This window comes from Geodermatophilus sp. SYSU D01106, assembly GCF_054049995.1.
On the sequence record NZ_JBJGYM010000014.1, the window covers coordinates 59,359 to 71,884 of the forward strand.

Annotated in this window: 15 protein-coding genes; 11 read left to right on the plus strand and 4 right to left on the minus strand. The window is 75.8% G+C overall.

Annotation, left to right across the window (positions count from 1 at the left end; all coding sequences use genetic code 11):
* Positions 1–456 precede the first annotated feature (456 nt).
* From ACI78R_RS15495 to ACI78R_RS15505, 3 genes are all read left to right on the plus strand, one after another.
* Entirely contained in the window at positions 457–666 is a 210-nt protein-coding gene (locus ACI78R_RS15495; protein WP_175562853.1) for a DUF7455 domain-containing protein, read from the plus strand.
* Between the two features lie 524 nt (positions 667–1,190).
* Complete coding sequence (locus tag ACI78R_RS15500) at positions 1,191–3,311, plus strand: VanW family protein (protein ID WP_457041356.1); 2,121 nt, start codon at positions 1,191–1,193, stop codon at positions 3,309–3,311.
* A gap of 83 nt (positions 3,312–3,394) precedes the next feature.
* Positions 3,395–4,489, plus strand: coding sequence for a YihY/virulence factor BrkB family protein (locus tag ACI78R_RS15505; protein ID WP_245794551.1), 1,095 nt, complete (start codon positions 3,395–3,397; stop codon positions 4,487–4,489).
* A 69-nt stretch (positions 4,490–4,558) separates the two neighbouring features.
* Here the strand turns inward: ACI78R_RS15505 and ACI78R_RS15510 are convergent, their stop codons facing one another.
* The gene (locus tag ACI78R_RS15510; protein ID WP_073420369.1) at positions 4,559–4,786 is read right to left on the minus strand and encodes a DUF3039 domain-containing protein; all 228 of its coding nucleotides are present in this window, start codon (positions 4,784–4,786) and stop codon (positions 4,559–4,561) included.
* 89 nt (positions 4,787–4,875) lie between these two features.
* Here ACI78R_RS15510 and ACI78R_RS15515 point away from each other — a divergent pair, with 89 nt between their 5' ends.
* Both ACI78R_RS15515 and ACI78R_RS15520 read left to right on the plus strand, forming a co-directional pair.
* Positions 4,876–5,817: a pseudouridine-5'-phosphate glycosidase gene (locus tag ACI78R_RS15515; RefSeq protein ID WP_457041357.1), complete on the plus strand. Its 942-nt coding sequence runs from the start codon at positions 4,876–4,878 to the stop codon at positions 5,815–5,817.
* A 14-nt stretch (positions 5,818–5,831) separates the two neighbouring features.
* The gene (locus tag ACI78R_RS15520) at positions 5,832–6,698 is read left to right on the plus strand and encodes a carbohydrate kinase family protein (protein WP_457041358.1); all 867 of its coding nucleotides are present in this window, start codon (positions 5,832–5,834) and stop codon (positions 6,696–6,698) included.
* A gap of 3 nt (positions 6,699–6,701) precedes the next feature.
* Here the strand turns inward: ACI78R_RS15520 and ACI78R_RS15525 are convergent, their stop codons facing one another.
* A complete protein-coding gene (locus ACI78R_RS15525) occupies positions 6,702–7,061 on the minus strand; it encodes a DUF3099 domain-containing protein (RefSeq protein ID WP_073420793.1) in 360 nt (119 codons plus the stop codon).
* A 175-nt stretch (positions 7,062–7,236) separates the two neighbouring features.
* Complete coding sequence (locus tag ACI78R_RS15530; RefSeq protein WP_073420372.1) at positions 7,237–7,821, minus strand: HhH-GPD-type base excision DNA repair protein; 585 nt, start codon at positions 7,819–7,821, stop codon at positions 7,237–7,239.
* Positions 7,822–7,912: 91 nt separating this feature from the next.
* Between ACI78R_RS15530 and ACI78R_RS15535 the strand changes: the two genes are divergently transcribed.
* Both ACI78R_RS15535 and ACI78R_RS15540 read left to right on the plus strand, forming a co-directional pair.
* Complete coding sequence (locus tag ACI78R_RS15535) at positions 7,913–8,509, plus strand: DUF1349 domain-containing protein (protein ID WP_457041359.1); 597 nt, start codon at positions 7,913–7,915, stop codon at positions 8,507–8,509.
* Between the two features lie 107 nt (positions 8,510–8,616).
* Complete coding sequence (locus ACI78R_RS15540) at positions 8,617–8,907, plus strand: DUF1540 domain-containing protein (protein ID WP_073420374.1); 291 nt, start codon at positions 8,617–8,619, stop codon at positions 8,905–8,907.
* Here the strand turns inward: ACI78R_RS15540 and ACI78R_RS15545 are convergent.
* Complete coding sequence (locus tag ACI78R_RS15545) at positions 8,892–9,332, minus strand: hypothetical protein (RefSeq protein ID WP_073420375.1); 441 nt, start codon at positions 9,330–9,332, stop codon at positions 8,892–8,894. The two genes, ACI78R_RS15540 and ACI78R_RS15545, sit on opposite strands and share 16 nt — an antisense overlap.
* A 104-nt stretch (positions 9,333–9,436) precedes the next feature.
* On the opposite strand from ACI78R_RS15545, the gene dtd reads away from it, so the two are divergent.
* The 4 genes from dtd to ACI78R_RS15565 all read left to right on the plus strand — a co-directional run bounded on the left by dtd (position 9,437) and on the right by ACI78R_RS15565 (position 12,495).
* Positions 9,437–9,868, plus strand: coding sequence for a D-aminoacyl-tRNA deacylase (gene dtd, locus ACI78R_RS15550; protein ID WP_457041360.1), 432 nt, complete (start codon positions 9,437–9,439; stop codon positions 9,866–9,868).
* 246 nt (positions 9,869–10,114) lie between these two features.
* Positions 10,115–11,098 carry an RNA polymerase sigma factor SigB gene (gene sigB / locus ACI78R_RS15555; RefSeq protein ID WP_073420377.1) on the plus strand — a complete coding sequence of 328 codons (984 nt, stop codon included), beginning with the start codon at positions 10,115–10,117 and terminating at the stop codon, positions 11,096–11,098.
* A gap of 110 nt (positions 11,099–11,208) precedes the next feature.
* Positions 11,209–11,760: a TIGR03086 family metal-binding protein gene (locus ACI78R_RS15560; RefSeq protein ID WP_457041361.1), complete on the plus strand. Its 552-nt coding sequence runs from the start codon at positions 11,209–11,211 to the stop codon at positions 11,758–11,760.
* A 90-nt stretch (positions 11,761–11,850) separates the two neighbouring features.
* Complete coding sequence (locus ACI78R_RS15565; protein WP_457041362.1) at positions 11,851–12,495, plus strand: dihydrofolate reductase family protein; 645 nt, start codon at positions 11,851–11,853, stop codon at positions 12,493–12,495.
* Positions 12,496–12,526 lie beyond the last annotated feature (31 nt).

Sequence of the window (12,526 nt, forward strand, 5' to 3'; positions counted from 1 at the left end):
CTCCTCGCCCCCCGGCCCTCGCTCCGCTCGGGTCGGGCCCCTGCGAGGAGGCCGTTCCAGCGCGTCACCTGACGGCCGGCGCCCCGCACGGGGTGCCGGCCGTCGTCGCGTGTCCGGCGCGTTGCGGGATGGTCACGATCTCACCCGGCCGGGGCGACGGGGCGGTGTACCGCGGCAGCGGCCGGGTAGACCGCGTAGCGTGGGGGTCGTCGAGACAGCAGCGGACCCACGGCCGGCAACCCACCCGGCGCACAGGAACCACCAGCACCACCCCCATACGAACCGGCAACGCACCAGCGACGGTCCCTGCTGAACCCACCCGCCCCAGCGGCCACCGGCTCACCACCCACGGCGAGTCGACCGCGGTGACGGGAGGAACGGGAACACAGGGGTCCATCCTGGCGCTGTGCAGGAGGCCGATCCGCAGCCGCGGGTCCGTGCGGTAGAGAGCGAGTGATGACCCAGATGACCCAGACGCTGACGACGACCCCCGCCGCCGACGACCTGGTCGTGCCCTTCCACTGCGACCGGTGCGGCGCACTGGCCAAGGTGCGTGTCGTGCTCGCCAGCGGCAGCGACCTCGTGTTCTGCGGGCACCACGCCCGGGAGTACGACACCAAGCTCCGTGACATCGCCGTCGACATCATCGAGACGGACGGCGAGTAGCACTCCATGCCCTGACCGAGGCGCTATCGTCGCTGACCGCGATGATGCCCTCACCCGACGCCGCCGCCGGTGTCCCCGAGCCGCTCGATGCGGCCGGGGGCCCGGCGGCTCCGTCGTTCCCGGGGACCCCCGGTCGACGGCGACCCGAGGAACCCCCGATGCAGCAGCACCCCGCCCCCTCCTCTCCCCCGTCCGCGGACCCGGCGGCCCGCGACGGCGACCCGGGCGGCCTGTCCGACGAGACCCGCCCGGTCCCGCGCGACCGCGGGCCGGTCGGCCCCGACGCGCCGCCGCCGGCGCCCGTCCCGTCCGCGGCCACCGGGGACACGGCGGGCACCGGGGACACGGCGGGCACCGCGGACGCTGGAGACGCTGGGGACGCCGGGGACGCTGCGGGCCCCGGGGACGCTGAGCACCCTGCGGGCCCCGGGGACGCTGCGCGCCCTGGGGACAGCGGGGCTCCCGCTGCGGACGGGGCACCCGCCGCCGGCACCCCGGACACCGCGGCTGCCGATGACGGGGGCGTGAGCACCGACACGGCCGCCCGCACCGACGCCGGCGCCGGGTCCGCACCCGACCCCGTGCACGACACCGTCGCGCTGACCGGCGGCCCGGCCACGGAGGCCGCGCCCGCCACCCCGGCGGCCGCACCGACGGCCGTGCCTGCTGCCGTGCCTGCTGCCGTGCCTGCCGCCGTGCCTGCCGCCGTGCCCGCCCCGGACGCCTCCGACACCGTCACGCTCGGCGACCCGGTGCCGGCCGCCGTCCCGTCCGCCGGCTCCGGGCCCGTCGGTCCCGCCGGCCCGGGTGGTCCGGGTGGGCCCGCCGGCCCGGGTGGTCCCGCCGGTCCGGTCGCCGCGGCCCCCGCGCCCCGCCGCCCGCTGTGGCGGCGCCCGGCCGTGCTCGCGCCCGTCGGCCTGCTCGCCGTCCTCGGCGCCGCCTACGGCGTCGACCTGCTCGTCGCGGGCAGCGACGTCCCCCGCAACACCGTCGTCGCCGGCGTGGACATCGGCGGGCTCTCCCCCGCCGCCGCGGCGAGCACGCTGGAGGAGCAGCTGGCACCACGGGTCGCCGCCGACCACGTCGTCGTCGCCGACGACGTCGAGGCCACCCTCTCCCCCGCCGTGGCCGGCATCGCGCTCGACGTCGACGCGACCGTCGACGCCGCCGACGACCAGCCGCTGGCCCCGTGGACCCGGCTCGTCACCCTGTTCTCCGACCGCACCGTCGAGCCCGTCATCGACGGCGACGAGGGCGCCCTCGCCGCGCAGGTCGAGACGATCGCCACCCAGGTCGACCGGGCGCCGGTCGACGCCACGATCACCCTCGAGGGCACCACCCCGACGCTGGTCGAGCCGGCCGACGGCCGCACGCTGGACCGCGAGGGCAGCGCCGAGGCGATCACCGCAGCGCTGGCCGCCGGGGGCGACCCGGAGACCCCGATCGAGCTGCCGGTCGACGTCGAGCCGGTGCAGGTGGCCGCCGAGGAGGCGCAGCGCGTCCTCGACGACACCGTCACCCCTGCCCTCGCCGCCCCCGTCACGGTCAGCAGCCAGGACGGCGCGACGTCGGTGGAGATCCCGGTCGAGGCGATCGCGGCCTCGCTGACGTTCACCCCGCAGGAGAGCGGCGAGCTCGCCGTCGCCGTCGACCCCGCCGCCCTGCAGACGGCGATGGGCGAGGACTTCGCCGCCTTCGGCACGCCCGCCGAGGACGCCCGCTTCGAGGTCGACGGCGACGCGGTGCGCGTCGTCCCGTCGGTCGACGGCACCGGCGTCGACCCGGCCGCGCTGGCCGGGCAGCTGCTCGAGGTGCTGCCGCAGCCCGCCCCCCGGTCCGTCACCGTCCAGCTGGGACCGGTGCCGGCCGACCTGACCACCCAGGAGGCCGAGGCGCTCGGCATCCGCGAGGAGGTCAGCTCCTTCACCACCACGACGACGAACAACGCCAGCGGCACGAACATCCGCGTGGTGGCCGCGGAGGTCGACGGCGCGCTCGTGCTGCCGGGCGAGACCTTCAGCCTCAACGACTACACCGGGCCGCGCGGCACCGCCCAGGGCTACGTGCCGGCCAACGTCATCAGCGGCGGCGAGCTGTCGACCGCCGTCGGCGGCGGCATCAGCCAGTTCGCCACGACGATGTTCAACGCGGTCTTCTTCGGCGGCCTCGAGGACGTCTACCACAAGCCGCACAGCTTCTACATCAGCCGCTACCCGGCCGGCCGCGAGGCCACCGTGTACGAGGGCCAGATCGACCTGCAGTGGCGCAACGACACCGACACCGGGATCTTCGTCGACACCCAGTGGACGCCCGGCTCCTCGGGCGGGTCGATCACGGTGACCTTCTACGGGACCAAGCGCTACGAGATCGAGGCGATCGAGAGCGCCCGGTCGAACTTCCGCCAGCCCGCGGTGCAGGAGAAGGTCGACGACGGCGACTGCATCCCGCAGTCCGGCGTCCAGGGCTTCGACGTGTCGGTCACCCGGGTCTTCCGCGACCTGCAGACCGGGGCGGAGATCCGCCGCGAGCGGTTCGACACCACGTACCAGGCGGAGGCGGTCATCCGCTGCATCGCCCCGCCGCCGCCCGCCGAGCCCGCCCCGGCGCCCGACGCGGGCACCCCGCCGGCCCAGCCGACGTCCTGAGCACCCGCCCGACCGGGCGACTCCACGTCCGCTCCGGCGCCCGGCGACGGCGGGGCGGCACCGCGGACGTGCACACTGGCCGGGTGAGCACCGTGCGGGCCGGCGGGCCGTCCCGCACCGGCGGGGCGGCCGGCGAGGGCCCTCCCGTCGTCCCGGCCGTCGCCGCGGTCCCCGTGGACGGTCAGGGAGCACCCGGCGCCAGCCGCGCCGACCTGCCCGCGCCGGGCCGGCTCGACCACTGGCCGGCCGTCGTCCGCGTGCCGCTGCAGGTGCTCGGCCGCACGGTGGCCAAGGCGTGGAAGGACCGCATCCTCGGCCTCTCCGGCGAGGCGGCCTTCTGGCAGATCCTGTCGGTGCCGCCGCTGCTCATCGCGCTGCTGGGCTCGCTGGGCTACCTCGGCGGCTTCATCGGCGCGGACTCCGTGCAGACGATCGAGGACACGCTGGTCAACGCGTCCAGCGAGGTGGTCACCGCCGACGTCGTCGACCAGCTCGTGCGGCCCACCCTCAACGACATCCTGACGTCCGGGCGGCTCGACGTCGTCAGCCTGGGCTTCCTCATCACCCTGTGGGCCGGGTCGTCGGCGACGGCGACGTTCATGAACACGATCGTCATCGCCTACAGCCAGCGCGACGTCCGCGGGCCGATCGCCACCCGGCTCATGGCGCTGTGGCTGTTCGTCGTCGGCCTGGTGCTGGCGGTGCTCATGCTGCCGCTGCTCGTGCTCGGCCGCGGCCTGCTCGTGGCCCTGCTGCCGCAGGACTGGCGGGCCACCGCCACGGTGCTGGTCGACGCCGTCTACTGGCCGGTGGTCGTCGTCGGCCTGATCCTGGCGCTCACGAGCTTCTACCACGTGGTGCTGCCGCGGCGGCTCCCCTGGCACCGGCACCTGCCGGGCTCGCTGCTGGCCGTGGGGTTCTTCGTGGTGGCCGCGACGGTGCTGCGGCTCTACGTCTCCGACATCCTGGTCGCGGCACTGCCCTACGGCGCGCTCGCGACCCCGATCGCGGCACTGCTGTTCCTGTTCTTCTTCGGGATGGCCGTGCTGCTCGGCGCCGAGCTCAACGCGACCATCCAGGAGCGCTGGCCGGCCCAGCAGCGCCGGCACACCCGCCGGGCGCAGCGCCGGCGGGCGGCCGAGCTGGAGGCCGAGGCCAAGCGGCTCGGGCTCAGGTGACGTGCTGGAACGGCCCCCTCGCAGGGGCCCACCGCGAGCGTGCGAGCGGTGGGGGGCGAGGGGGTCCTTCTACTTGCGGAGCTGCTCGTAGACCTCCTTGCAGGCCGGGCACACCGGGCTGCCGGGCTTCGGGGACTTGGTGACCGGGAAGACCTCGCCGCACAGCGCCTCGACCATCGTCCCCATGACCGCGCTCTCGGCGATCTTGTTCTTGCGGACGTAGTGGAAGACCTCGTTGGCGTTGCCGGTGTCGCCCTCGCGGACGTCGGGCTTCTCGAGGAGGTCGGACTGGCTCACGGGCTGCTCCCAGGCTGGTGACGGGGGCCGCGGCCGGCCCGCCGGGAGGCGCGGCCGGGCGACGGTCGGTCGCCCTCCATGATGGCAGGGTGAGCGCCGAACCCCGTCATGCCGCCGCCCCCGCCCCCCTCGCCCTCTCCCCCGAGGTCGCCGAGGCGCTCGACTCCGGCGCACCCGTCGTCGCCCTGGAGAGCACGCTGCTCGCCCACGGCCTGCCGCGCCCCGACAACCGTGCCGCCGCCGACGAGGTGGAGGCCGCCGTCCGCGCCGGCGGGGCCGTGCCGGCGACGATCGCCGTCCTCGACGGCGTGCCGCACGTCGGCCTGACCGCCGAGCAGGTCGACCGGGTCTGCGCGGACCCCGACCTCGCCAAGCTGGGTGTGCGCGACCTGCCCGTCGCCGCCGCGCTGGGCCTCTCGGGCGCCACCACCGTCTCGAGCACCGCGCTGCTGGCCGCCGCGGCCGGCATCGGCGTGTTCGCCACCGGCGGGCTGGGCGGCGTGCACCGCCAGTCGGCCGAGACCTTCGACGAGTCCGCCGACTTGACCGCGCTGTCGCGCACCTCGCTGGCCGTCGTCTGCGCCGGCGTGAAGTCGATCCTCGACGTGCCGGCCACCCTGGAGCGGATGGAGAGCCTGTCGATCACGGTGGTCGGCTACGGGACGACGACGTTCCCCGGCTTCTACGTCGCCGACTCCGGATCGAGCGTCGACTGGTCGGTCGACACCCCCGAGCAGGCCGCGGCCGTGTTGGCCGCGCGCCGCGAGCTGACCCCCGGCGCGGTCGTCGTCGCCAACCCGCTTCCGGCCGACCAGCAGCTGGACACCGAGCTGCACGACCGCGTCATCGCCGGCGCGCTGGCCGCCGCGGAGGCCGCCGGGGTGCGCGGCAAGGCGGTGACCCCGTTCGTCCTCGACCACCTGCACCGGGAGAGCGGGGGCGCGACGCTGGAGGTCAACGTGCGGCTGGTGCTGCGCAACGCCGAGCTCGCCGGGCGGATCGCCGCCGCGCTGGCCGGGGCGGCCCGCTGAGCACCGGGCGGCCGGTGGTCGTCGTCGGCGACGTCGCCACCGACGTCGTCGCGGTGCTGTCCGGGGAGCCCGCGCCCGGCTCCGACCGGCCGGCGGCCATCCGCAGCCGCGGCGGCGGGGCCGGGGCCAACGTGGCGGTCCACCTGGCCGCGCTGGGGACGCCGGTGCTGCTGGCCGGGTGCGTCGGCGACGACCCGGCCGGCCTCTCGCTGGTGGCGGAGCTGACCGCCGCCGGCGTCGGCCTCGCGCTGCGCACGGTGCCGGGGGCGGCCACCGGCACGATCGTCAGCCTGGTCGAGCCGGGCGGGCAGCGCAGCATGCTGGCCGACCGCGGCGCCAACCTCGACCTGCGGCCCGGCGACGTCCCTGTGCCGGGTCCCGGCGGGCACCTGCACCTGTCGGGCTACACGCTGCTCGACGAGCGGCCGCGGGCGGCGGGGCTCGCGGCGCTGGCCGCCGCGCGGGCGGCCGGGTGCACGGTGTCGGTGGACCCCGCGTCGACCGGCCCGCTGACCGCCTACGGCGTCGACCGGTGGCTCGCGGACACCGCGGGCGCGGACCTGCTGCTGCCCAACGCCGACGAGGCGCGGCTGCTCACCGGCTGCGCCGACCCGGCCGACGCCGCCCGGGCGCTGGCGGCCGCGCACCCGGCGGTCGCGGTCACGCTGGGCGGCGACGGCGCGCTGTGGGCGGCCGGCGACGTGCTCGTGCACCGCCCGGCGCACCCGGCCGACGTCGTCGACACCACCGGCGCGGGCGACGCGTTCACCGCGGGGCTGCTCGCCGTGTGGCTGGCGGCACCCGGCGGCGACGCCGCCGCGGCGCTGGACGCGGGCCTGGCCCGCGCGGCCGGGGTGGTCGCGCGGGCGGGCGCCCGCTGAGGCTCAGCCGTCGATGACGCGGCCGCCCTCGATGACCCGGCGCTCCCGCGGCGGGGCCTCGAGGATGCGGTCGGGCCGCGGCGGCACGTAGCGGTGCGCGTCGAGCTTCTTCTTCGGCGGCCGGTCGTTGGCCATGACCACGGCGATCCACGGCAGGATCGTGCCGAGCACCGCGAAGATGATCATCAGCCAGACGGTCTGGTAGAAGACCGCGGCCAGCACGAGGCTGATGCCACGGACGGCCATGGTCAGCACGTACCGCTTCTTCCGGGCGGCGTGCTGATCGACCAGGCTGGGCTCGGCCTGGGTGATGAGCACCGGCTCGGCTCTGCGGGCTCGCGCGGACTGCTGGCTCGAGGCCACGTGCACCCATCCCTCCGTGGATCGGGGACAGAGACGGCACGGTGTCGCCTGCGCTTGGGGCCGGTTGCCCGCCATCCGGTGGTGAGCAATCCGGCATCTCCCGGTCCGACTCCCATCGTGCCACCGTCCGGGGACCCGTGCAGGGGTCCCCGCGGACGATCCGGTCCCGGTGGGCTCAGCGGCCGGCGGCGGCCTTCGCGGCCTTCTTCGCCTCCTGCTTGGCGGCCCGGACCTCGGCCAGCGACTCCGGCCCGGTGATGTCGGCGACCGACCGGCGGGAGCCCTCCTCGCCGTAGGAGCCGGCCGCCTCGCGCCACCCGGGCGGGGTGACGCCGTACTGCTTGCCGAGCAGCGCGACGAGGATCTTCGCCTTCTGCGCGCCGAAGCCCGGCAGCTCGCCGATGCGGCGCAGCAGGGTCGCGCCGTCGGGGGCGTCGGACCAGAGCGCGTCGGCGCGGCCGTCGTAGCGCTCGACGAGCAGCCGGCACACCGCCTGCGCCCGCTGGGCCATCGAGCCCGGGTACCGGTGCACGGCCGGCGGCCCCTGGAACCACGCGAGCAGCGCGTCGGGGTCGGCGCCGGCGATCGCGGCGGCGTCCAGCCCGTCGACGCCCATCCGGTCGGCGAGCAGCCGCGGCCCGGCGAAGGCGCGCTCCATCGGGAACTGCTGGTCGAAGAGCATGCCGAGCAGCAGCGCGAGCGGGTCGCGGCCGAGCAGCTCGTCGGCGGCGGGGTCCTGGGTCAGGCGGAGGGTCGGCACGCCGGCGATCCTGCCGCAGCCCGCTGCGGAGCGGTCGCCCACCGGCCCGGGCCGCCGGTCCGCGGCGTCGCCCGCGGCCTAGCGTGGCGGCATGACGACGGCCGAGACGACGGAGCCCGTGCCCTGGTCCGCCGGGGCGTGGACCGCCCCGCCGGTCGCCGTGTCGGAAGAGGGGGCGGCCCTGCACGTCACCGCGGCCGAGGGCAGCGACGCCTGGCGGCACACCTCCTACGGCTTCGTGCACGACGACGCGCACGCGCTGCTCGCACCCCTGCCCGACCCGGGCGCCGTCGAGGTCTCCTTCGACGCGGACTTCGGCGAGCAGTTCGACCAGGCGGGGCTCGTGCTGCGGGCGGGCGCGGAGACGTGGCTCAAGGCCGGCGTCGAGGTCTCCGACGGCGCGCTCCAGGCCGGCGCCGTCGTCACCCTGGGCCGGTCCGACTGGTCGGTGGCGCCGGTGCCGGAGTGGGCCGGGCGCCGGGTGACCGTCCGCGCGAGCCGTGCGGGGGACGCGGTGACCGTGCGCGCGCGGGTCGACGACGAGCCGTTCCGCCTGCTCCGCGTCGCGCCCTTCCCGGAGGGCGTGCCGGTCGCGGCCGGCCCCTACTGCTGCGCGCCGACGCGGGCCGGCCTGGTCGTCCGCTTCCGCCGGTGGGCCACCGGACCGGCCGACGCCGCCCTCCACTGACGCCGGCCGGAGAGGCCGCCCGTGGAGGTCCTCCGGGACCCGTCCGTGCAGGTCAGGGCAGCCTCAGCTTGCTGGCGGGCGCCTGCGGGAGGTGTCACCCTGAGGCCATGACGACGATGCAGGAACTGCCCCAGGTCCAGGACTGTTCGGTCTCGAGCTGCTCCTACAACGCGGAGTCGAGCTGCCACGCCGGTGCCATCACCATCGGCGGCGACCACGCGCACTGCGGCACCTTCGTGGAGATCTCCTTCCGGGGCGGCCTCGACCGCACCGGCCTCGTCGGCGCGTGCCACCGCGCCGACTGCAAGCACAACCAGCAGCTCGAGTGCTCGGCCCCCGGCGTGCGCGTCGGTGCCGGCGCCGACGCCGCCGACTGCCTGACCTACGAGGCCAGGTAGTCCAGAGCGCTGCCCGGGCCCTCCACGGGCTCGAGCGACAGACCGCCGTCGGCGCCGGACCGCAGTGCGCCGTCGGCGAAGGAGAGCGCGGCCACCGGGTCGGCGTCGTCCACGAGGACGGCCCGCCCGGGGCCCGCGACGCCGCGCAGCGCGCTCAGCACGCTGCGCCGGTCGGCCGCGGACAGACCGTCGGTGAGGCGGTCGACCAGGACGATCGCGGCGCGTCCGTCGCGGGCCTCCGCCACGGACGCCAGCCGTGGGGCGACGCCCTCGTCCCGCGACGACGACAGCCGCTGCACGCCGACGGAACCGTGCCCGCCGGCGCAGCGCCCCGTGCCCTCGTCGAGTGCCCCCATGACGTGCCGGCGGGCGCGCTCGGCACCCATCAGCACGGTCACCTGACCGAGCGGCAGTCGCAGCCCCACGGACCCTCCCCGGGATCGAGATAGGCGAGCCTAACCTTCCCGGGTCGCAGGCGTCCAGGAGAGCCGCGGCGGCCCGCCCGCGCGCGGGCGCGCAGGATGGCCCGGTGCGCGCGGTGGTGAGCAGGGTGGCGTCGGCCTCGGTGACCGTCGACGGCGCCGTCGTCGGGGAGATCGGCGCGGGCCTGCTGGCACTCGTCGGCGCAGGCCGGGACGACGACGCGGCCCGCGCGCGGGCGCTGGGCCGGAAGGTCTCCGAGCTGCGGGTGTTCCCCACCGGCGACGGCGAGCGCTCGGCCGGCAACCTCGGGCTGCCCGTGCTCGTGGTGAGCCAGTTCACGCTCTACGCCGACACGCGCAAGGGGCGCCGCCCGTCGTGGCAGGACGCCGCGCCCGGCGAGGTCGCGGAGCCGCTGGTCGAGGAGGTCGTCGCGGAGCTGCGACGGCGCGGACACGCCGTCGCGACCGGGGTGTTCGGAGCCCGGATGCTCGTGTCGTCGGTCAACGAGGGCCCGATGACCTTGCTGCTGGAGGTCTGATCCGGCGACCGGCCGGGTACGGATGGTGACCGAACACACGGCCTGTGGGTTCGCTGTGAACCGGGGGCCTGTGGAACACCAGGCCCCGTGGCGACCGTTGAACGGGGCGTAACACAACGGACCACAACGGACGAACAGCGGGTTCCCGCCCGGACAGCGGGGGCCCACCCCCCAGACGCGGGTGCCGCCGCCGGCCACGAGGGCCGCCGGATGCATCCGAACCACAGGCAAGGACGAAGACATCCCGTGACGCTCCTCCAGTCTTCCCCCAGTGACGCCCTCGAGGTCCGCTCGCCGCGCCGCGAGCCGGACACCAGTGGACTGGTGTCGACCGACCTGGTGCGCGTGTACCTCAACACCATCGGCAAGACCGCCCTGCTGACCGCCGAGCAGGAGGTCGAGCTCGCTAAGCGGATCGAGGCCGGCCTCTACGCCGACCGGCTGCTCACCGAGCGGCAGCTCACCCCCGCCCTGCAGCGCGACTACAAGGCCCTGGCCGTCGACGGCAAGGCCGCCAAGCGGCACCTGCTCGAGGCCAACCTGCGCCTGGTCGTCTCGGTGGCCAAGCGCTACACCGGCCACGGCATGACGTTCCTGGACCTCATCCAGGAGGGCAACGTCGGCCTCATCCGTGCCGTCGAGAAGTTCGACTACACCAAGGGCTTCAAGTTCTCGACCTACGCGACGTGGTGGATCCGCCAGGCGATCACCCGCGCGATGGCCGACTCCGGCCGCACCATCCGGCTGCCCGTGCACCTGGCCGAGCAGGTCAACAAGGTCGTGCGGACCCGCCGGCGGGTGCACCAGGAGCTCGAGCGGGAGCCCACCGCCGAGGAGCTCGGCCTCGAGCTCGACATGACGCCCGAGCGGGTCACCGAGCTGCTCGAGTACAGCCGCGACCTGGTCTCCCTCGACCAGACCGTCGGTGCCGACGAGGAGTCCCGCCTCGGTGACTTCATCGAGGACGCCGACGCCGCGGTGGCCGAGGACGCGGTGGCCTTCCAGATGATGAAGGGCGACGTGCGCACCGTCCTCTCCACGCTGGAGGACCGCGAGCGCGACGTGGTCGTGCTGCGCTTCGGCCTCGACGGCGGCCAGCCGCGCACGCTCGAGCAGATCGGCAAGCAGTTCGGCCTGTCCCGCGAGCGGGTCCGCCAGATCGAGCGCGAGACGATGGCCAAGCTGCGCGACCCGCAGCGCGCCGACGCCCTGCGCGACTACCTGGCCTGAGCGACACCACCGAGAGCCGGCTCCCCACGCGGGGAGCCGGCTCTCGGCGTTGACAGGGCCGGGCGCCCGGGCCAGGCTGCTCCTCAACCGTACGGTTGAGGAGGCTGGTCATGGCGGACACGGCGGAGCGGTGGGCAAGGCTCGCGGACGACCTCGGCCGCAGGGTCGACGGCGTCCCGCCCGGCCGCTGGGACGACCCGGCGCCGTGCGAGGGCTGGGTGGCCCGCGACGTCGTCCGGCACCTCGTGGAGTGGATGCCCGCCCTGTACCTGCCCGCCGTCGGCCTGCCGGTGCCCGCGCTCCCCTCGGCCGACGACGACCCGGCCGGCGCGTGGCACGGGGCCGACGCCGCGATCCGGGCCCTGCTCGCCGACCCCGACCTCGCCGGGCGGCCGACCAGCACCCGCGCCGGGGAGATGACGCTCGAGGAGCTCATCGCGATGACGGGGCTCATGGACCTGCTGGTGCACACCTGGGACCTCGCCCGCGCGACCGGCCAGGACGAGACGGTCGACGCCGCGGAGGCCTCGGCGTTCCTCGCGGGCATCGAGCCGTGGGACGCCGCCCTGCGCAGCAGCGGGCACTACGGCCCGCGGGTGCCCGTGTCCGACGACGCCGACGACACGGCGAAGCTGCTCGCCTTCACCGGCCGCCAGCCCTGACGGCGCCCCCCACGCCATAACGCCCGCGGCCGCACCGATGAGTTCCGGAGCCGGCGGCGGTCTGCCCGCCGTCGACCTCCGGGAGGAACAGTGAGCCAGCTGGTGCGGGTGCAGAACTTCACCGTCTCGCGGGACGGGTACGGCGCGGGCGAGGGGCAGAGCCTGGAGCGCCCGTTCGGGCACGCCGACCCCGGCGTGCTGATGTCCTGGGCGCTGGCCACCGCGAGCTTCTCGCTGCGCAGCGACGAGGGCGGCAGCCGTGGCCTGGACGACCACTTCATCCGCGACTTCTCGCACGGCATCGGCGCCGAGATCATGGGCCGCAACAAGTTCTCGCCGCACCGCGGCCCGTGGCAGGACCTCGAGTGGCAGGGCTGGTGGGGCGACGAGCCGCCCTTCCACACGCCGGTGTTCGTGATGACCCACCACGAGCGGCCGTCGTTCACGCTGTCGGACACGACGTTCCACTTCGTCGACGGCGACCCGGCCACGGTGCTGGAGAAGGCGCGCGCGGCGGCCGGCGGCCTCGACGTCCGGCTCGGCGGCGGTGCCTCGGTGATCCGGCAGTTCCTCGACGCCGACCTCGTCGACACGATGCACGTCGCCGTGGCGCCGCTCGAGCTCGGCGGCGGCTCCCGGCTGTGGACCTCCCCCGACGAACTGCTCGACCGCTTCCACCGCGACGTCGTGCCGAGCCCGAGCGGCGTCGTCCACCACCTCTTCTGGCGGAGGTGACCCCCAGGGACCTCAGCCGGCCGGAGGCCGA